The organism is Chryseobacterium sp. HNCC26DJ238 (assembly GCF_057180465.1).
This window is the reverse complement of sequence record NZ_JBXUGI010000009.1, coordinates 87,478-108,309: the sequence shown is the minus strand read 5'-3', so window position 1 is coordinate 108,309 and position 20,832 is coordinate 87,478. Positions and strand designations below refer to the sequence as shown.

Here is a 20,832-nt window from a genome sequence, read left to right as displayed (position 1 = left end):
GATTGTCGTACTGATAATCATTATTGTATTTGTTTTTTTAGCCTACAAATTTTTCATTGACCGGATCGTCAGAGAAAAAAACCTTCAGTATGAAGCTGAAATCCAACATCAGAAAAATCTGGCGCTGGAAAACACCAAAACTCAGGAAGAAGAAAGGAAAAGAATGGCAATCCTGATTCATGATGATATAGGAAACCGGCTCAATATTCTTTCTCTCTGGCTCCAAAATCTGAATGCTGACAACAAGGAGGCATCAGAAAAAATAATCTCAAACCAGATTTCTGAGCTTATCGATTCTGCCAGAAGTATCTCCCACTCGTTATACCCCGTCAACTTAGAAAAACTCGGACTTGTTTTATATGTAGAAGAACTGATCACCAATCTTTCAAATAAGATAAAAATTATTCTTTATGTAAATCCTGAATATCAAAAGAAAGATATTTTTACAGAAGTGCAGATCTACCGTATGATCCAGGAATTTACGACTAATGTCATCAAACATTCCAAAGCTACCGAAATGAGCATCTATATCAGGGATATCAAAAATAGCAGGACTGTTATTTTATCAGATAACGGAGAGAGTTTTGACTATCAGCAGGCAAGCAAAGGAATGGGGCTGAAAAACATCGAAGCCCGAATACAGTCTCTCAACGCTTATTTCAAGTGGAAAAACAGGCTGAACCATGGAAGCAGACTGATTATTATAATTCCCAAAAATACTGAAATATGAAAATTAAAGTTGCCTTAGTAGATGATGAGGAGCTTATTCTGGAGGGTGTGAAAATGCTGCTCTCTCTCGAAAAAAGTATATCTGTTACGATTACATCAAACAATGGTCCTGACTTTTTAGAAAATTTGCCCAACCTCAGCCCTGAAGACTTTCCGGACATTGCTCTCGTTGATATTCAGATGAAACCGATGGATGGGTTTGAGTTAGTAGAAATTTTAAGACAAAAATATCCGGATCTTAAGATTATTATCCTCTCTTCTCACTACAAAAGCAGTATTTTAGGATATATGATCAAACTTGGCGTTTCTGCTTTTTTACCTAAAAATTCAAATAAAAAAGCATTTATTGAAGCGATCACTGAAGTATACAAAACGGGGTTGTATTTCACTGCAGAAGATCATCAGATGCTTTTCTCCTATATGAACAATCCTCCAAAGACAAAATCTTTATTTGATCTTGAGGACGAACTCACAGAGAGAGAGAAAGATGTGGTAAAGCTGATCTGTAAAGAATTGACCAATCATGAGATTGCAGAAAAATTATTTCTTAGTCCAAGAACCATAGAAAGCCACAGACAGAGAATTTTAGATAAGATAGGCGCTAAAAACACAGTAGGAATTGTCATCTATGCAGTTGTTAACGAAATTTACTCACTTCCGGTGAAACTCTGATTTTTTTTAGATTAAAGTTTTTCTGCAATACAATATAACCTTCAAATACTGAAGGTTTTTTTTATACTGCAAACACCCGTTACGTATAAATACTGAATTGTAAGATTGGTATTTTCTACGGTATGCTAATCCTTGATTACATTGTTACTTTGTGGCATCGCTAAGGCAAAAAAAGATCGGATTTATTTTATGATCACAGAAAGAAGATATTAACAGAGGAAGCTTCAGGTAACAGAAATATCAAATGCAATCAATGTTTAAACCCTTATCTACTTTTAAAGAAAACATAAGAAAAACACAGAGATTTAGCTGATCAATACAATCATTAAAGATAGAATAATATTATTTCGAAAAAAACTAACCACCATGAGAACTCTTTTACACTAAGTGATTTCACCAATGATTCTATCACACGATGATGAAAACAAACCTTTGAAATAGATCAAAGGTTTTGTTTTTAATAAGACATTCATTTTTTCCCATAGAGAAGCATACGCTTAAAAGCATAAATTGCCGGAAAACGTTTAAAGTGTTCTCCAATTCTCTTTTTATATTCTGTGACAAAGTCATCCTTTCTGGTCTCATCTAATCTTTCAATATAGGAAATCAGAGCAGAGCCTGAAATAAACTGAAAGAGTTTTTCAGAATCATCTGTAATAATCGGATAAACCCTGACAGAGATATTCAGATCTTTTAATCCCGCATCAAACATCAGCTGAGTATATTGATCAATGCTTAAAACCGGTGAAACTCTGTTCCAGTTATGAAGCTGTGATTTATATGGCTCTTCAGATGCCAGCTGAAACAGGATCTGATTCAGAATATTATCTGCCTGTATCGGCATCTGTACCGCAAACTGACCATTTTCACTTAATAGAGAAATCAATTTTGGAAATAAGACATCATGATTATCTGACCACTGTAATGCTGCATTACTGAAGATCAGGTCCCACTTTTCTTCTGATTTGATTATTTCCTCAACAGGCATTTTATGGAAATTCACTCTATCGCTCTGGAAAGATCCGGATTCAGAGAGCATTTCAGCAGAAGAATCAATCCCCAGAAACTCTGTATGATTAAATTTTTCGGAAAGAATATGAGTCTGCTCACCAGTTCCACAACCGATATCAATAGCTTTTTTAAGATGTTCGCCCGATATCAAATGTATCAGATCAAAAAAAGGCTGATATCGGAGGCTTTTAAACTGATTATAAATTTCGGGATTCCAGGGCATTATTAAAATTTTTTAGTTGGTTATACTGAAAGATCAGATTTTTTCAATGCAACAATATACTTGTCGGTATACAGATCTTTTTCTTTTGATTTGTACTGCTGAATATATCTCGGATGCTCCAGAACCGTCATTTCACCAAAAAGACCAGCTTCCTGATTGAGTCTGGAAATAAAAGCTGCATTTTTTTTCCCGAGAATAAAAACTTCCGAAGCATCGAGAGGTAAACTCAGATGTTTCTTTAAACAAGTGATCATGAAATCTTTCACCTCGCTGAACAGTCCTTTGTCATCGTAATAATTGGCGTTGATCCAGCTTCCTTTTGATTTTCTGACAATTGCCAGGGGAAACGGGGAATTGATATAAACATCTTTATAAAACAGATCTGCACCACCGTATGCACCAATCATATCATACATGAAAACAGAAGAAACTTCGTGGGTATGGGCAGATTGCATGACAATACCGCAGGCAGTTTCCAATCTTTTGGTATCTGTAAAAGGAACTCCTGTAACTCCTGCTCCATGGCGGCTGGGATTGATCCCGATCATAAATTTTCTCTGATTCGCATCATTATAATACTTATGATAAAACCTTTCCATGATTTTCATTGTCTCAGGATTGTCGAGATACGGATTTAAAACCTGAAAATCATCAGGAAGTTCACCCTTATATTTTAGATTCCTGTTAAATTCAATCACCTGATCTGCGAAATTTATATCCATATTCAGTCTTTAAGAAAAACGAAATTTTCCGGCTGTTCATCGTCCTCGTCCTCGTCACTTAAAGCCAGCTCGATATCAATAAACTGAATATACAGTCCGCAAATTTCACCATCATCGTCATAAGCAAAGTACACAGGATATCCACCATCACCAAACCCGCTGGCGAACATCGGGATCTGGTATTCTGTATCTGGAATTGTCCAGTTGATCCAATCTCCGCCTTCTCTCTGATTGTTCGGGTTTTCCTGATAACTTTCTGCAAAGATTTCAGCAAAATAATCATCGTATATATTATCGACATTCAGCCGTTCAACAAACTGGTCAAATGACAGGAGAGATTCAGCATCAGCGATACATCCCAATCCGGCATCAACGTGAAATCCGAAAAAATCATCATCTTTCACCCCTTCAAGATTTTCATTTCCGATCAAAGCTTCCTGATAAAGAACCGGTCTTTTTTCAGTAAATTTCACTTTAACAACTGCATATCTGTCTCCCCAGTCTTCTGATTTAACGACTGCTACTGTAACCGGAAAATTTCCTTTTGGGGTTTCAATAAAATAGGGTTTCTGTTTTGAATTCAGGAATACAAGAGGATCTCTTACAACTACTTTTCCGGAAGGTAAAGAAACATGGCCAATATCCATTACTTCAATTTTTTTACCGGCTATTTCCTCTGAAGTGAAATAAGATTCCAAATCTGTGGGACAGACCAGAATATGTTTAACTTCTTCCCATTTTTGTTTCCAGGCCTCGTTCATTATTTTATGATTTGATTGAATCCTGAAATTAGTCAATAAAAATAAGCACATCAAGCCCTGTAACATTTTTAACAAAAGATTATAAAAAAACAGTGTAACGGATGGTTACACTGCTAGGTTATACGATGACTGAATTTTTAAAATATCAGATCAATCCAAACTGCTCAAAATGATGCGTGAAATGTTTTCTCTGGAAAAGTTCCATCATTTCTTTATTCAAATGTCCAAATCTTGGATTGTAATGTTCCGCAAATGGATTTTCTTTAAAATAGACGGTAAACTCTTTTAAAGTTTCTATCAACTGAGTTTTAGCAGCATCCAGATTTTTGTTTTTATTCTGAGGACCTTCACCCTCTTTCCATAAAGGATACTGCGCGCCCGGACGTATTTTCTGATCGGTATACAGCCAGTCCTGAAGTTTTTCCAGTTTCTCTGCAGGAATCTCAGGAAAATCTTCCGGTTTTAAATTACCGAAGCCATTTCTTACGACTTCCTCCAGGTGCTCAACCATCAATTGTGGAGTAAAATCTCCAAAAACTGGTTTGGTACTTTCAGTCAGAGCATTTAATTTCTTCTGAATGTTCTGCAATTTAAAATCAATAAACGGGGAATGTTTTGCTACCAAAGTTAAAATTGTAGCTACGCACACCACTTCATCTCTTTGGTTCACGACTTCCACTAGCCATTTTACTACGCCAGAAGGAATATTTCTTCCTTTTACGCCTCTGTTGATCTTTTCTTTTGCCGTTAAATAAACCGTGATCGTATCTCCTGCGTAAACCGGTTTGAAGAACGAACAGTTTTCTAATCCGTAGTTGGCGATTACAGGGCCTTTCTTCCCTGAAACAAACAATCCTGCCGCTGCTGATAAAATGAAATACCCGTGAGCCACAGTTTTATCGAAAATTGTTCCCGTTAAACTCGTTGCGTCAGTATGTGCATAAAAATGATCCCATGAAACATTTGAGAAATTAACGATATCTGCATCCGTAACTGTTCTTCCCGCTGTTTCTAAAGAATCACCGACCTCAACATCTTCAAAATATTTCTGGAAAGGATGTTTGTCTGCATATTTTTTCTCAGCGCCCTGCTGGTATACTTTAGTAATTGCTGTCAGAATATCCGGTGAACCCTGAATTGCTGTTTTCTGAAGAAAGAAATGAAGACCGTTCAGTCCGCCCATTTCCTCTCCTCCGCCAGCTCTTCCCGGACCTCCGTGCATCAGAGTCGGAAGCGGAGAACCGTGACCTGTACTTTCTTTTGCATTATCTCTGTTTAAGACGAAAATTCTACCATGCTGAGAAGCCATTTTCCAGGAAGTTTCAGCTACAAATTTCTCGTCGTGAGAAATGATTGAACCTACTAAACTTCCTTTTCCTCTTTTTGCCAAAGCTGCCGCTTCTTCCGCGTCTCTGTAAGGCATCAGTGTAGAAACCGGACCGAAAGCTTCGACATCGTGAGAGATATTTTTAGTGAAAGGAGAATCATTTAAGAATAATTTCGGAGACATAAATGCACCGTTTTCGTAACTGGCATCGATCAACTCATGTTTTCCATCGTAAACAAGCTCATTTTCAGTTTTTAAAATATTTACTTTTCTTACAACTTCGTCATATTGCTGTTTTCCAACAAGAGAACCCATTCTAGTTTCCTTGCTGAGCGGATTTCCTATTTTTGTCTGATCCAATGCTTTGGATAAAGCATTCTGAACATCACCAATTAAGTTTTCCGGCACAATAATTCTTCGGATGGCAGTACATTTCTGTCCGGCTTTCGTGGTCATTTCGGTACGGACTTCTTTAATGAAAAGATCAAATTCGGGAGTTCCCGGCTTTGCATCCAATCCAAGAATCGAACAGTTCAGAGAATCTGCTTCCATATTAAAGCGAACAGAGTTTCCTGAAACTGAAGGTAAGGACTTTAATTTCCTGCCGGTTGTTGCAGAACCTGTAAACAGTACGGAATCTCCATCCTGAACATAATCCAGAATATTTCCCGGTTCACCGCAAACCAATTGAAGTGCACCTTCAGGCAGAACACCACTCTCAATCATATCCTGAAAAACGGCATTGGTCAGGTAAGAACCATACGGCGAAGGCTTAACGATGGAAGGAACACCTGCCAGCAATGAAGTTGAGAGTTTTTCCAACATTCCCCAAACCGGAAAGTTATAGGCATTGATCTGTACGGAAACGCCCTCACTAGGTGTTAAAATGTGAGTTCCCAGAAAAGTTCCGTTGGCAGATATTTTCTGAGTTTCTCCATCTACCCAAAACGGAGTATTGGGAAGCATTCTTTTTGCCAGACCTGAGTAGGTAAAAAAGGTACCAAAACCTCCTTCAATATCTACCCATGAATCTGCATGTGTTGCACCTGTTTTATAAGATAACTCATAATATTTCTTCTTTCTTTCTAAGAGATAGAGCGCTACTTTTTTCAACATTTCCCCACGATCATAGAACGTCATGGCTGAAAGATTTTTGTAACCTACTGTCCTTCCGTAATCAAGTGCCTGTTTGAAATCAAGCCCTTCCGTATCTGAAACAGCAACCTGTTCTCCTGTAACAGCATTGTATAAAGGGATTCCGTTTCCGGCACCTTCTACCCATTCACCATAGATATAGTTTTTTAACTTTTCCATATAGTTTTAATTTAACAATGTATCAATTTAACAGTGTATCGATGTATCAATTTGACTGTTTACTATTTGCTGACACATTTTTAGATTTATTTTTAAATTTTAGTTTTCTGATTTTTTTATAAATTCCGAAGTTTCATCAAATCTTTTACTCCATGGAAAAAAATATTGTATAACCATCGGAATATGTTTTTTATTAATAAAAACAGGCTTCACGCCAGGCTGAAAGGGATGAAGTGCTTTCAGGAAATTTTCATTCGCAACTTTAATAGAGGGATACGTTTTATTACCCACATACATTAAAAAAGGAGGTGTCTTTTCTGTTATAAAATAGATGGGAGATGCCTGCTTCCATTTTTCCGGATCTTTACTCCATGTAGCGTCATAATAATTCTGTGCTGTCGGTGGATTTTGTTCCAAATAATTTTTCATATCCAATCCCGCAGCGTCAATCAAAATGATACCTGATACGGTATTTTCAGGAATATTGTATTTTGGGTTCATTACGGCAGATGCTGCCAACTGCCCACCCGCTGAATGACCGGAAATAAATATTTTCTGAGGATCTCCGCTGTAGTCCTGAATATTTGTTTTAATAAACTGTACGGCAGATGCTATTTCTTTTGTCATGTGATCAACATCTGCAGCCGGGCTCAGTATATAATCAGGGATGACAGCAATGATGTTTTTACGGGCAAAGTTTTTACCCATAAGATTATAGGTGTTTTTATTTCCGGAATTCCAATTACCTCCATGAACAAAGATCAGAACTGGAAGTTTTTTATCATTACTCTTTTTTGGAGCAAAAACATTCAGTTTAACCTCATTACCTGCACTATTTTGAGTGAAAGGGATATCTTTATAAACTGCTGTAGATTTGCAGCTGGTTGTCATCAGACCGATCATAAAAAAAAAGAAGATAAATTTCATTGTACAATTATTATTTTGACTGAAGCTTCTTATTTTGGTTCCTGATATGGAAACAGCTTGACCAATCCTTCATACAGACTTCGGTGAAGAATCGTTGCGTGATTGTCTGTTTCCATCATTTTATATTCTGCTGTCAGATTTTTTTTACCTGAATTTTTAAGAATATCATATAAATTTTCCGCATCTTTTATCATCACCGGATGCTCACCATTTCCTACCGAAATGTAGACAAATTTCTTCGTATCCGGCATTTTAGATAACCACTGGCCGGCTCTTTTCAAAAGACTTTCATCATCCCACCACAAACTAGGGCTGATAATAAAATAATAAGTAAACATTTCAGGTTTTTTCAGCAGAATTTCTGTAGCCAGAAGCCCACCGAGAGACTGACCAAATATATAGTTATCAGATGTTTTAAACTGACCTTCAATATAAGGTTTTAATTCTTTTTCAAGAAAGCCGATAAATTTATCAGAATGTCCCGTCGTAGGATAGTCTTTCTGCAGATCTTTTAAATCTGTATGAAAAGTGAAATCTCTTTTTCTGTCAATGTTGGCAATTCCCACCACAATCGTTTCCGGCATTGCATACATTTGATTGAAGAACTGAACCAATCCTGTAACATGGATAAAATCTTCGTTCATGCTTCCATCCAAAAGATAGATAACCTGATAAGATTTAGTTTTGTCGAAATTTTGCGGAAGATAGATGTTTAAGATTCTATCTTCATTTAAAATCTTAGACTTTATCGTTCTGATTTCTCCTATCGTCAATGGTTTTACACTTCCATTCTGGGCAAAAACCATGAACTGAAAGGCAAATAAAGTACTGACGAAAATGAGGAATTTTTTAATCATATTAAATTTTGTAAAGCTGGATTATTTCACATCATCCCAAATACTGTAATCAACAATCTTCGTAGGAATCTGTTGAACATATTCTGTAAAAGGTTCGCACAGTTGAATAGCATCTTTTCCTTCTCTTGCGAGTTCCTGATACAATCTCGTTCCTTCCGTTTTCCATTTGATCATTTCATCAGAAACATCACGAATGATTTTTGCCGGACTTCCAACAATCAGTTTTCTCGCATCACATCTGAAATTTGCAGGAACAAAAGCCAGAGCTCCGATGATGCATTCGTCGCCGATCACGGCTTTATCCATCACAACAGCGTTCATCCCAACCAGACAGTTTTTACCGATATGCCCGGAGTGAATGATTGCTCCGTGCCCGATGTGGGCAGATTCTTCCAAAATGGTTTCGATTCCCGGAAAAACATGAAGCGTGCAGTTCTCCTGAACATTAGCCCCGTCTTTGATGATGATTTTACCCCAGTCACCGCGAATAACTGCATTCGGACCGATGTAAACTTCTTCACCAATTTCCACATTCCCAATAATTACCGCTTGTGGATGAACATAGGCAGAGGATTTAATAATAGGGCGAATACCGTGATATGAGTATATATTCATGAAATTTCTTTTGAAAATTTAAATTAACAATGTTTCAATCTAACAGTTTACCAATAGATGCTTCGAAAAGCTCAGCACGACAATAGAATTGATACATTATTACATTGATAAATTGATATATTGCTAAAATTGTTACATTAAAAAAATTAAACTCGTTCAATCACCATTGCATATCCTTGTCCGACACCTATACAAAGGGTACATAATGCATATTTCTTATTTTGTTTCTGAAGTTCTATTGCGGCGGAACCGATGATTCTCGCTCCGGATACTCCAAGTGGGTGACCAATGGCAATCGCTCCACCATTTGGATTTATTCTTGAGTCGTCATCCTGTAAACCTAAACTTCTTGTTACCGCTAAAGATTGAGCAGCAAAAGCTTCGTTCAATTCGATAACATCCATATCGTCCAGTGAAAGATTTAATCTTTTTAACAGTTTCTGGGTTGCTTCAACCGGTCCTATCCCCATAATCCGAGGTTCAACACCGGCAACCGATGAACCTAAGATTTTAGCTTTTGGTTTTAAACCATATTTTTTTACAGCTTCTTCGCTTGCCAGAATCAAAGCTGCAGCTCCGTCGTTCATCCCTGAAGCATTTCCTGCAGTCACTGTACCACCTTCTTTTCTGAAAGCAGGACGAAGTTTTCCCAATCCCTCCATTGTAGAAGTGGGCTTGATGAATTCGTCTGTATCGAAAATTTTAGGCTCGCCTTTTCTCTGTGGAATTTCGACTTTGACTATTTCTTCTGCCAATCTTCCGCTTTGCTGAGCTTCAGACGCTTTTTTCTGTGACCACAAAGCAAATTTATCCTGATCTTCACGGCTGATGCTGTGCATTTCTGCTAAATTTTCAGCAGTTTCGCCCATCGCATCTACTCCATACATGTCTTTCATTTTTGGATTAACAAATCTCCATCCGAAAGTGGTATCAAACATCTGGCTGTCTCTTCCGAAAGCAGTGCTTGGTTTTGACATCACATAAGGCGAACGGGTCATGTGCTCTACGCCACCTGCAATGTAAATTTCACCTTCTCCCGAAGCAATGGAGCGGAAAGCATTAGCCACTGCGGACATTCCAGAAGCGCACAATCTGTTTACTGTCTCTCCTCCAATTTTGTAAGGAAGTCCGGCAAGTAAAAGTCCCATTCTTGCAACGTTTCTGTTGTCTTCACCCGCCTGATTGGCGCATCCGAAAATAACATCCTCAATTTCCTCAACAGGAACTTCAGGGTTTCTTGCAACAATTTCTTTCAAAACGATTGCCGCCAAATCATCGGCTCTCACTTCTGATAATCCTCCACTTAGTTTGGAAATGGGAGTTCTGATGTAATCTATGATGTATACGTTGTTCATTATATTTCAATTTAAAATCTTATTGATGTACCAATCTAATGTAACAATCCAGTAATAACAGGTATTGATACATTGGTGAGCTGGTACATTGCTGGATTATTTTTTTAGACTTGTACTTAATATTTTATAAATAATTTTTCCTATTTCTGTAATCTGACTTTCCAACTTTTCTTCAAACGGATAGCTTTTAGAGTGTTTACACAGATGCAACCAATATTTAGTTTCTTCCAATTCTTTAGCTGCAATCTTTATTTTATAAATAAAATCTCTTTTACTGTTTGGATTTTGTGCTTCAAAAGAATTTGCTCCGATACTGGTTCCTGACCGTATCAATTGATTGGCAACAACAAATTTTCTTTTTTCTTCAAGCAATTCACAGAATTCAACTATATCTAAAGAAAAGCGAACTGTTTTTTCAATCAATGGGTTGTTTTCGAAATTTATCATTTGTGTTTTATTGTGTTTTATTTTATTTAATCATTCTATAATTTTTTGCAACTTTAAAATACCACATTGTTGTATCATATTAGATCGATATACTAGCACACGCATAACATTGGTATATTGTTACATTTTATAACATTGTTATACTACTAAACTGTAAACATTAATATATTGGCACAAGCACAACATTGATATATTGTTACATTAAATAACATTGCTATACTATTACACTGTAACATTAGTATATTAGCACACTCATAAGATTGGTATATTATTACATTATATAACACTGTTATACTAATTACCTACCCTACAACTCCACCACTTTTTTCCCTATTTTATAAACTGTTCCTATAAACTTCGCAACTAATTCTTTGTTCTGATTAGTAATGTTGATGTCGTAGATTGCTGTTTTTCTGGTATTGTTAACCAACACACTTTCTGCTCTGAAAACATCGCCTTCTCTTCCTGCTTTCGTAAAGTTGATGATACAGTTCAACGCGACAGCTGCATCTCCGGTGTTGTTGGAAGAAAATGCCAGTGCAGAATCAGCAAAAGCAAATGTGACACCTCCGTGGACTGTTTTCAGCCCGTTAATCATATCTTTTTTGATGGGCATTTCTATTAAACAGTAGTTTTCCCTGACTTCGATCATTGTTATATTCATCCATTGGGAGAAATAATCCTGATCAAACATATAATCTGCAACTTGTCTTGGATTCATAATTCTAATAATTTACCTATATAATGTTTTACCAATCTACCAGAAGGATTCATCGCTGTTCGTTTCATTTAATAAAAACTCAATCAGACTTGGTAAGTAAAATTGCTACACGGTCATATTTTTATATTGTTACATTAGTACATTGTTATATTAGTCCCTTTTTACATTTGTACACTGATACATTAGCACACTGATACATTTGTACATTGTTACAGTATCACATCTTGCGCAGCAACGGGCTCTGTCTGTATCTTTCTTCCTGATATTCCTCGTAAAGATTCTGCAGGATTTCTGAGACTTTAGCATATCCGATTTCATTTCCCCAAGCTAACAAGCCTTTTGGATAATTTACCCCTTTCTGCATTGCTAATTCTAAATCTTCGTCGTTCGCAACTCCTAATCTTTTTGATTCAACCACTTCGTTGATCAACATTGAGATAATTCTTAAAAATATTTGTTGATAAAGAGCATCGTCTTTTTCTGCAACAGGTTTTTCCACACCTTCACTGTAGTCATAAAATCCTTTTCCTGTTTTTCTGCCGTGAAGTCTGGCTTCAGACATTCTTTGCTGAAGAAGAGATGGTTTGTATTTCGGATCGTAGAAATATTCGTTGTAAACCGTCTTTGTTACAGAGAAATTGATGTCAACACCGATTAAATCCATCAATTCAAAAGGTCCCATTTTAAAGTTACCTAAAGTTTTCATTGCATCATCAACCTGTTCTACGGTAGCTATATTCTCTTCAACAATTCTTAAACCTTCTCCATAATAAGGACGTGCGATTCTGTTGACAATGAATCCGGGAATATCTTTGGCAATCACAGGAACTTTCCCCCAATCTTTCATGAGGTTATACATTTTTTCAGCTAATGACTTTTCTGTAAGTAATGAAGGAATAATTTCAACCAAAGGCATCAATGGTGCGGGATTGAAAAAGTGAATCCCTATAAAACGATCCGGCTTCTGTAATTCTGCACCAAGAGACGTGATGGAAATAGAGGATGTATTGGATGCGATCACACAACTTTCAGAAACATGCTTCTCCAATTCTGTGAAAACTTTGGTTTTGATCTCTTTATTTTCAACGATAGCTTCAATAACCAATTCACAATCTTTGAAGTCCTTCAGTTCTGTAGCAATGGAAATATTAGATAAGATTTCAGCCATTTTTTCTGATGAAATCTTCTGTTTATCTACTAATTTCGTAAGCGTTTTTTCCAAACCTACGGTTGCGGTTTCCATCTGTTTTGCGTTGGCATCATAAACCCAGACTTTGCATCCGTTGGCTGAGGCTACCTGTGCGATGCCAATTCCCATCGTTCCGGCACCGATAATTCCTATATTCATAATTTAACAGTGTATCAATCTTACAATGCAACAATTAATCTCTGCTATGCTGAGTTTGCCGAAGCATCTCACTGGTAAAATGCTACATTGAAAAATTGTTATATTTTTTTTACTTTCCTTTATACTCAGGTTTTCTTTTTTGCAAAAACGCCTGCACTCCTTCTTTGAAATCTTCTGTTTCTGCAGCTTCCTGCTGTAAATCTCCTTCGAGTTCCAGCTGTTCTTTCAAAGTGTTGTTATAAGAATTGGCGAAGGCTTTCTTGGTTAATTTTAAACCAACCGTCGGCATATTTGAAACTTTTTCTAAAATTTCCATTGATTTTGAATTGAATTCCTCTTCAGTGAAAACCTCGGCAACCAAACCATACGATTTTGACTCTTCAGCAGATAACTTTTTGCCTGTGAAAGCTAAGTAATTTGCCAACTGTCTTCCCAATAATTTAGGCAGGAAATACGTACCTCCCGTATCAGGAATCAACCCGATATTAGAAAATGCCTGGGCAAAATAGGCTTTATCATTCGCTAAAACAAAATCACAGATCAGTGCCAACATTGCTCCGGCTCCTACAGCGGGGCCATTGACCAGTGCAATCACAGGTTTTCTGCAGTGGGTAATTTCCATTACTAAAGGATTATAATAGTCAGTAACGATTCTTCTGATAATATCGTTATCATGATGGTCACTCCCCTGTACAAAAGCATCATCTAAATTTTGACCGGAACAGAAAGCTTTTCCTCTTCCTGAAATTGCGACACATCTTACTGAAGGATCATCGTTGCATTCTTTCACAAAATCTTTTAAATCTGCTAATGATGGCTTTGTCAGCGCATTCATTGTATCCGGCTGATTGAGGTAAGCAATTTTTAATTTTCCTTCAAAGTGGGTTTCAATATCGAGTTGTGTGTACATCGTTTTTATTTTTATGATTAATGTCCTAATTTAGTCATAATGTAACAATTTATCAGTCTTACTATGTAACAAAAAATGTAATAATGTGTCAGTTTGCCAATAATTAAAAAATGTAACAATGTTTCAATTTACCAATGTAACGAAGAATGTAATAATGTATCAGTTTGCCAATGTAACAAAGAATGTAACAATATGTCAGTTTAACAATGTAACAATATTCAATAGATTTAGAATTGCTTAATTATCAGATGATGTCAATTCTCAAATTATGATATTGGCACATTGCTATATTGGTACATCACAAAATTGGTAGATTGTTACATTGTCAGATTGCTAAATTGATACATTACTAAATTGGCACATTGATATATTGTTAGATTGCTAAATTGGTACATCAACTAATGGCATTTAAAATAATCAAAAGGTTCCAGACAGTCCAGGCATTGATAAGAAGCTTTACATAAAGTAGATCCGAATCTGCTGATTTGTTTTGAGTTCATTGAGCCGCAACGGGGACATTTTTTGGGTTTTCCGATATGATTTTCATCTGCTCCCTGTTCCGGGGGTGTAATACCGAAGACCCTCAGTTTTTCTCTCGCTTCATCGGTCAGCCAATCTGTGGTCCATATCGGAAACATTTTGGTAACGACCTTGGCATCCCAACCATTTTCCTTCATGATCTTGATGATGTCTTCCTCAATGGTAAACATGGCGGGACAGGCAGAATAAGTTGGAGTAATCGTTACTTCACACGAATTTTCGCCCGTAACTTTAGCGTCTCTCACAATGCCCAATTCCACGATATTGATTACCGGAATTTCCGGATCGGGAACTAATTCTAATATTTCTAAAGGACTTTTCAATCTTTTTTAATCTGATTTTTTTAACGCAAAGTGCGATAGATTTTTTTTGACTAGTAACTGTTTTTAAGTTCGCAAAGGAGTTTCACTCAGCTAAGTCAACAAAGAATAGAATGTTCAATGACAGTCAATTTTTCATCCTAACAATTTTTACATTGATAAACTCCTGTATTGTTACATTCAAGATTTTACCATGTACATCCCGGATACGCTCTCTGCATATACTGCAATTCGCAAAGAATAAATCCAAAGTATTCTGTGTGATAACCTGTTCTTGATTTTGGCTGCATGAAAGGATTTGCAGGATATTCCAAACCGAAATCTGCGAAATCTTTTTGTGTAATCGCAAGAAATTCTTCGTAAAGAACATCTGTATTCGGAGAAATATTTAAAGCAATTAAATCATCCTCGCCTTCTGTTTTTGCAAATAAACCTTTTGTGTATTCCCAGATATTTTCGATAGATCTTTCCAGACGCATTTTGCTTTCTTCGGTTCCCTGTCCGAAAATTTTCATCCAGGAAGCAGCGTGGGTGTAGTGATATCTTACTTCTTTCAGAGATTTCTGAGCGATGGCAGAAAGTTCTTCATCTGCTGACTTGGACAAAGCCTGGTACATCAGTTTCTGATACACGGAAAAAACATACACTTTCAAAATCGTCTGCGCATAGTCTTCATTGGGAAGTTCTGTCCAGTGCGCATTCAGATATTCATGTTCGTATCTCAGGAAAGCCAGGTCATCTTCACTTTTGCCGTTATCAGCTACCCGTGAAGCATAAACATAATAATTGTTCGCCTGACCGAGTTCATCCAGAGCAATGTTGGTTAATGCAATATCTTCCTCTAAATAAGGACCTTCACCACACCATGCAGACAGACGCTGCCCCATAATGAAACTGTCATCTGCTAGTTTTAATAAATAATTATATAATGGGTTCATTGTTTAATCATTTTGAAGACAAATAGATGATAGACTGATAGAAAATAGATTGTAAAGTCTTTTATCTATTCGTCTATTATCTCCAAGTCTTAATTACATATTTTTCACATCGTTAGGAATATCGTAGAACGTCGGATGACGGTATAATTTGTCATCAGCAGGATCAAAGAATGCTTCTTTATCAATTCCTTCTGATGTCACGATATATTTACTTGGAACTACCCAAACAGAAGTTCCTTCTTTTCTTCTTGTATAAACGTCTCTTGCGTTCTGCAAAGCCATTTCTGCTGTTGGTGCCTGTACAATTCCAACATGTTTGTGAGATAATCCCGGTTTAGTCTGAATAAACACTTCCCACATATCTAAATTTGCCATAAAAAAATATTATTTTTAACGTAACAATTTTACAATTTAGCAATGAAACAATTTGTAGAACCACTAAATTTAATTGTTACATTATTTTCACTGTCACATTATTACATTGTTACATTATTTTCACTGTTACATTATTTTCACTGTTACATTAATACATTATTACATTATTTCACTGTTACCGTACGATCAGCGTATGCTTTCGCCGCCTCTTTCACCCAAAGGTTTTCCTGCTGTGCCTTTACTTTGGTTTGCAATCTCTTTTTGTTTGCAGGACCGTTTCCTTTTAAGATTTCCATGAATTCATCCCATGGAAGTTCTCCGAAATCATAATGTTGTCTCTCTTCGTTCCATTTTAAATCTTTATCAGGAACAGTTAATCCTAAAAATTCAGCCTGAGAAACGGTAACGTCAATAAATCTCTGACGGAGACTGTCGTTACTTTCTCTTTTTACCCTGTAGTTCATAGAGATTTTAGAGTTTGGCGAACTGTCGTCATTGGGGCCAAACATCATCAAAGCCGGCCACCAGAAACGGTTTAATGAAGCCTGAGCCATTTCTTTCTGCTGTTTAGTACCACGACAAAGTGCCATCAGAATTTCATACCCCTGTCTTTGGTGGAAAGATTCTTCCTTACAGATTTTCACCATTGCTCTTGAATAAGGACCATAAGAATTCCCCATCAACATTACCTGGTTCATAATCGCTGCACCATCAACCAGCCAGCCAATTGCGCCAATATCTGCCCAGCTTAAGGTAGGATAATTGAAAATACTTGAATATTTTGCTTTTCCTTCCAACATGTCTTCGTAGGTCGCATCCCGGTCGGCTCTTATGGTTCCGTTTCCTAAAGTTTCAGTTGCAGAATACAGGTATAAACCGTGACCTGCTTCATCCTGTACTTTAGCCAAAAGCGCCATTTTTCTTCTCAACGAAGGTGCTCTTGAAACCCAGTTGGCTTCCGGCAGCATTCCGACAATCTCAGAATGGGCATGCTGTGAAATCTGACGAACCAATAACTTTCTGTAATCATCGGGCATTACATCTTTGGGTTCTACTTTATTTTCGTCGTGTACGTATTGTACGAATTTTTCTAAGTCCATCTTTTTTTAATTTAGCAATGCATCAGTCCAGTAATGTACCAATGATTGTTACACTGGTAAATTATTATATTTGTTACATCAATTATACGTCATAATTAAGCATCACCACATTCGTCGTCGGATGACACTGGCAAGTCAGAACAAAACCTCTGGCTACTTCGTCTTCGGTCAATGCGAAATTCTTTTCCATGAAAACTTCTCCTTCAAGAACTTCCGCTTTACACGTACAGCAAACTCCTCCCTTACAGGCAAACGGCACCGGAAGATTGTCTTTCAATGCTTTATCTAAGATACTCTCTTTTTTCGAATTCAGGTGAAATGAATACTCATCATCATCAATGATGACCGTCACCATACTCTCTATATTCGCAATGGCTTTGAATTCATCACTCATTTCCGCAGAATCCTCTTCATCCGGAGCAGAGAAGTACTCAAAAAGAACCTGAATAGCAGGAACTTTTTTATCTTTCTTTAAATAATCAGAAATCCCTTTGATCATATCTGAAGGTCCGCAAATAAAATAAGTAGCCTCCTTAACGTCGATATCTGTATATCTTTCAAATAAATGATCTAATTTTTCAGGAGAAATTCTTCCTTCAAAAATCGGGTCTTCGTGCTTTTCACGGCTAACCAGATAAACCACCTTCAGCCTTCCTTTAAACTGCTCTACCAGCTTATCGATCTCTGCTTTTTTCATTACATGATTCATACTTCTGTTGCTGTAGAAAAGGTAAGCATCTGAATCAGGTTCCTGGTAAAGGCTCTCTTTTAAATTAGAAAGAATAGGGCTGATTCCGCTTCCTGCAGCCAATCCGACATACGTTTTTGTGTTGGTCGGATGGTAAGAGGTATTGAAGCCACCCATCGGAGGCATTACTTCCAGCACCTCATCCATGTGAAGGTGTTCGTTGAAATATCCTGAAACTCTCCCGCCTTCCAGAAGTTTTACCAACACTTCTAGCGTATTTCCTTTTTCGCTTGGAGCATTGCAAATGGAATAGGAACGGCGCTCTTCATTACCGTTAACCATGAGTTTAAAGTTCAGGTACTGTCCCTGTTTGAACCTGAATTTATCTTTCAGTTCCTCAGGAATTTCCAATGCAACATTTACTGCATCACTGGTATCTTTCTGAACTTTTACAGTCTTTAATTTATAAAATGAATTCATTTTGTCTTTAGTATTCTATTAATTTTTCCACCTTCACATTTAGGCAAACTGTTCTGGGCATGAATTTTTACTTTTGTGGTAATTCCTACCCGCTTTTTTATCTCGCTTTCGATGGTCTTACCAAAATTTCCTGTGAAATTAAGATACTCATCGGAATTTCTTTCTAAATCGTGCGTCAATACCAATTCATCCTCAATTTCAACATCAATATCCAGCGCAACACACATTTGTTCTTTTTCAATCGGTGTCAGATAGTAATTGGGAACAACACCCTTCACATGAGAAAAAGCTTCTTCAATCTGGCTCGGGTACACATTTACTCCTCTTACAATTAACATATCGTCAGTCCTGCCAAGAATGGGTTTCATTTTAACCATTGTTCTTTTGGCATTTTTATCATAATACAAACTTGTCATATCATTGGTCCAGTAACGAAGAAGCGGCATTGCCTTTTTAGTTAAAGTAGTAATCACCAAGACTCCTTCTTCACCATAAGGAAGAGGCTCTTTGGTCACCGGATCTAAAATTTCAGGATAAAAGTGATCTTCCCAAATGTAAGATCCTCCTTTTTCCTCAAAATCTTCCATGGATACTCCCGGACCGATAATTTCACTTAATCCATATATATTCGTAGCGTGTACACCAAGCTTTTCTTCAATATGCTGCCTGATGATTTCTGTCCATGGCTCCGAACCCAGAACCGCATATTTTAAACTGATCTCTTCAGCGGAAATTCCTCTCTGTGCAAATTCATCAGCGATCGTCAGCGCATAAGATGGCGAACAGCAGATCACTTCAGGTTGAAAATCAATAATCAGATCTACCTGTCGTGAAGTCATTCCTCCTGAAATTGGAAGAACACTCATTCCCAATTTTTCTGCTCCGTAATGCAGACCTAAACCGCCTGTAAAAATACCATACCCATAAGCATTATGCAAAAGCATTCCCGGTTGTGCACCGGCAGCATTCAATGATCTTGCAACCACCTCACTGAAAAGATCTACATCCTCTTCCGTATAACCAACCACTGTTGGCTTTCCTGTCGTTCCGCTTGAACAGTGAATTCTTTTTAATTCATTTTTCGGAACGGTAAATAAACCAAACGGGTAGTGATCTCTTAAATCCTGTTTGTAAGTGATAGGAAGTTTTGAAATATCTTCGATTGAGTGAATATCTGCAGAAGAAATCCCTGAATCATTCAGTTTTCTCCTGTAAAAATCAGACCTCTCTTCAAGATAACCAATGAGATTCCTGAGCCTTTCAGACTGCAGCTCCCTCAATTGGTTAAGTTTTAAATACTCAACATCAAACCTCATAACTAACTAACATTTGTTAGGTGTAAATTTAAAAAAGATTTTCTAAGTGACCAAATTTTTATGACTTTTGTCATATTTTGAATGATTCTAAATAATATTTTAATTGGATTAAGATAAATAGCTGGAATCAATTCTGACATTTTAAAAGAGTGCAGTGGATTGAAATGTCATTTTTTTGATAACAAGTATAGTTGCATTTTCTATGAAATGAAAGAAGATGCTGTCTGGGAGTTTATGATTTAGCTTAAATACGGTAAACTAATGAAACTTGACATAGATTTAAATTAATAGTCGAAACTCCTTCAAAACAACAGAACCTGATCTTTATTTAATGAAAACCGATCATTAAAAAGAACTGAATGAATATTACTGTTTCTGATTTCCTAAAAGTCCGTAAAGAATTTTATCTCTGATCTCATCCTTGATATCCACGGTAGACTCCGTATTTCTTTTAAACCAGAAATAAGAATTATTTAAGGTATGCAGGATAAATCTTGTTGTAAAAGTTGGTGACTTAAGTTCCCAGTTCTCTGCTTTATAAATTTCCAATAAAAGTTGCTCAACTTCCAGCTGATAATTTTTTCTCATCTCAATGAATTCCGGGAGCCTTCCGTCCAGATGTTTCCATTCGTTTGAATAAATATGGGTAACATCCCTGTTTTCGAGAACAACAGACAAATGTTGATCAATAAATACATTGAGTTTTTCCTTTGGAGCGAGATCCTTACTTTTGATTTCCTGCAGCTGAGCAAAGAATTCGTGAGCGATCCCAAAACAGATCCATTCTAAAATTTCTTCTTTCGATCGGATATGTGCATACAAAGAAGCTGCTTTGATATTGAGCTTTGTCGCCAGATCCCTTACAGAACTGCCCATGTACCCCTTTTCTTTGAAAAGTTCAACTGCAACTTCTAATATTTTCTTTTGTTTTTCTTTCAGTTCCATCATGTGAATGCAAAAGTAATTATTCTGATTTAATTCCTGCTTAGACCCATTAAAATAATTAAAGAGGTCAAAATGTACCTAACAAATTCAAAATAAAACGTATTTATCGGAATATTTGACAACAAATAGAAATTCAAAAACAGAATATTCGGAAAATTTGTCTCTTAAATTTATAAATTCAATAATAGAAT

21 protein-coding genes are annotated in these 20,832 nt (G+C 36.7%); 2 read left to right on the top strand and 19 right to left on the bottom strand.

The genetic code is table 11. The annotated features are described in order from the left end of the window. Window positions 1-163: 163 nt before the first annotated feature. Together AC2A07_RS10350 and AC2A07_RS10345 are read left to right on the top strand one after the other, a co-directional pair. Window positions 164-730 (top strand): sensor histidine kinase, encoded by a 567-nt coding sequence (locus AC2A07_RS10350; protein WP_484050322.1) that lies wholly within the window; start codon window positions 164-166, stop codon window positions 728-730. Then, on the top strand, window positions 727-1,401 hold the full coding sequence (locus AC2A07_RS10345) for a response regulator (RefSeq protein WP_484050321.1): 675 nt from the start codon (window positions 727-729) through the stop codon (window positions 1,399-1,401). The genes AC2A07_RS10350 and AC2A07_RS10345 overlap by 4 nt, the downstream gene beginning before the upstream one ends. A 469-nt stretch (window positions 1,402-1,870) precedes the next feature. On the opposite strand, the gene AC2A07_RS10340 is transcribed toward AC2A07_RS10345, so the two are convergent. From AC2A07_RS10340 to AC2A07_RS10250, 19 genes are all read right to left on the bottom strand, one after another. Continuing rightward, window positions 1,871-2,635: a methyltransferase domain-containing protein gene (locus tag AC2A07_RS10340; RefSeq protein WP_484050320.1), complete on the bottom strand. Its 765-nt coding sequence runs from the start codon at window positions 2,633-2,635 to the stop codon at window positions 1,871-1,873. Between the two features lie 20 nt (window positions 2,636-2,655). Further along, a complete protein-coding gene (locus tag AC2A07_RS10335) occupies window positions 2,656-3,357 on the bottom strand; it encodes an SMUG2 DNA glycosylase family protein (RefSeq protein ID WP_484050319.1) in 702 nt (233 codons plus the stop codon). Window positions 3,358-3,359: 2 nt separating this feature from the next. After that, window positions 3,360-4,118 (bottom strand): DUF4241 domain-containing protein, encoded by a 759-nt coding sequence (locus tag AC2A07_RS10330; RefSeq protein WP_484050318.1) that lies wholly within the window; start codon window positions 4,116-4,118, stop codon window positions 3,360-3,362. Between the two features lie 145 nt (window positions 4,119-4,263). Further along, entirely contained in the window at window positions 4,264-6,759 is a 2,496-nt protein-coding gene (paaZ, locus tag AC2A07_RS10325) for a phenylacetic acid degradation bifunctional protein PaaZ (RefSeq protein WP_484050317.1), read from the bottom strand. A gap of 99 nt (window positions 6,760-6,858) precedes the next feature. Next, a complete protein-coding gene (locus AC2A07_RS10320) occupies window positions 6,859-7,686 on the bottom strand; it encodes an alpha/beta hydrolase (RefSeq protein WP_484050316.1) in 828 nt (275 codons plus the stop codon). Between the two features lie 29 nt (window positions 7,687-7,715). After that, window positions 7,716-8,543, bottom strand: a complete 828-nt coding sequence (locus AC2A07_RS10315) for an alpha/beta hydrolase (protein WP_484050315.1) — start codon at window positions 8,541-8,543, stop codon at window positions 7,716-7,718. Between the two features lie 21 nt (window positions 8,544-8,564). Then, complete coding sequence (locus tag AC2A07_RS10310; protein WP_484050314.1) at window positions 8,565-9,158, bottom strand: acyltransferase; 594 nt, start codon at window positions 9,156-9,158, stop codon at window positions 8,565-8,567. A gap of 146 nt (window positions 9,159-9,304) precedes the next feature. Further along, on the bottom strand, window positions 9,305-10,513 hold the full coding sequence (gene pcaF, locus AC2A07_RS10305; protein ID WP_484050313.1) for a 3-oxoadipyl-CoA thiolase: 1,209 nt from the start codon (window positions 10,511-10,513) through the stop codon (window positions 9,305-9,307). Between the two features lie 96 nt (window positions 10,514-10,609). Then, window positions 10,610-10,936, bottom strand: coding sequence for a four helix bundle protein (locus tag AC2A07_RS10300; RefSeq protein ID WP_314498342.1), 327 nt, complete (start codon window positions 10,934-10,936; stop codon window positions 10,610-10,612). Between the two features lie 331 nt (window positions 10,937-11,267). Continuing rightward, entirely contained in the window at window positions 11,268-11,681 is a 414-nt protein-coding gene (locus tag AC2A07_RS10295; protein ID WP_484050312.1) for a hotdog fold thioesterase, read from the bottom strand. Between the two features lie 217 nt (window positions 11,682-11,898). Further along, complete coding sequence (locus tag AC2A07_RS10290) at window positions 11,899-13,029, bottom strand: 3-hydroxyacyl-CoA dehydrogenase NAD-binding domain-containing protein (protein WP_484050311.1); 1,131 nt, start codon at window positions 13,027-13,029, stop codon at window positions 11,899-11,901. Between the two features lie 109 nt (window positions 13,030-13,138). Beyond that, entirely contained in the window at window positions 13,139-13,939 is an 801-nt protein-coding gene (locus tag AC2A07_RS10285) for an enoyl-CoA hydratase/isomerase family protein (RefSeq protein ID WP_484050310.1), read from the bottom strand. A 398-nt stretch (window positions 13,940-14,337) separates the two neighbouring features. After that, window positions 14,338-14,802 (bottom strand): 1,2-phenylacetyl-CoA epoxidase subunit PaaD, encoded by a 465-nt coding sequence (gene paaD / locus AC2A07_RS10280; protein ID WP_314498333.1) that lies wholly within the window; start codon window positions 14,800-14,802, stop codon window positions 14,338-14,340. 185 nt (window positions 14,803-14,987) lie between these two features. Then, window positions 14,988-15,737 (bottom strand): 1,2-phenylacetyl-CoA epoxidase subunit PaaC, encoded by a 750-nt coding sequence (gene paaC, locus AC2A07_RS10275; RefSeq protein WP_484050309.1) that lies wholly within the window; start codon window positions 15,735-15,737, stop codon window positions 14,988-14,990. A gap of 93 nt (window positions 15,738-15,830) precedes the next feature. Further along, on the bottom strand, window positions 15,831-16,112 hold the full coding sequence (gene paaB, locus AC2A07_RS10270; protein WP_034679196.1) for a 1,2-phenylacetyl-CoA epoxidase subunit PaaB: 282 nt from the start codon (window positions 16,110-16,112) through the stop codon (window positions 15,831-15,833). 164 nt (window positions 16,113-16,276) lie between these two features. Continuing rightward, window positions 16,277-17,212: a 1,2-phenylacetyl-CoA epoxidase subunit PaaA gene (gene paaA, locus AC2A07_RS10265; protein WP_314498321.1), complete on the bottom strand. Its 936-nt coding sequence runs from the start codon at window positions 17,210-17,212 to the stop codon at window positions 16,277-16,279. Window positions 17,213-17,294: 82 nt separating this feature from the next. Next, window positions 17,295-18,380, bottom strand: a complete 1,086-nt coding sequence (locus tag AC2A07_RS10260) for a 2Fe-2S iron-sulfur cluster-binding protein (RefSeq protein ID WP_484050308.1) — start codon at window positions 18,378-18,380, stop codon at window positions 17,295-17,297. After that, a complete protein-coding gene (locus AC2A07_RS10255) occupies window positions 18,377-19,696 on the bottom strand; it encodes a phenylacetate--CoA ligase family protein (protein ID WP_484050307.1) in 1,320 nt (439 codons plus the stop codon). The genes AC2A07_RS10260 and AC2A07_RS10255 overlap by 4 nt, the downstream gene beginning before the upstream one ends. A 366-nt stretch (window positions 19,697-20,062) precedes the next feature. Further along, entirely contained in the window at window positions 20,063-20,644 is a 582-nt protein-coding gene (locus tag AC2A07_RS10250) for a TetR/AcrR family transcriptional regulator (RefSeq protein ID WP_484050306.1), read from the bottom strand. Between the last annotated feature and the right edge of the window lie 188 nt (window positions 20,645-20,832).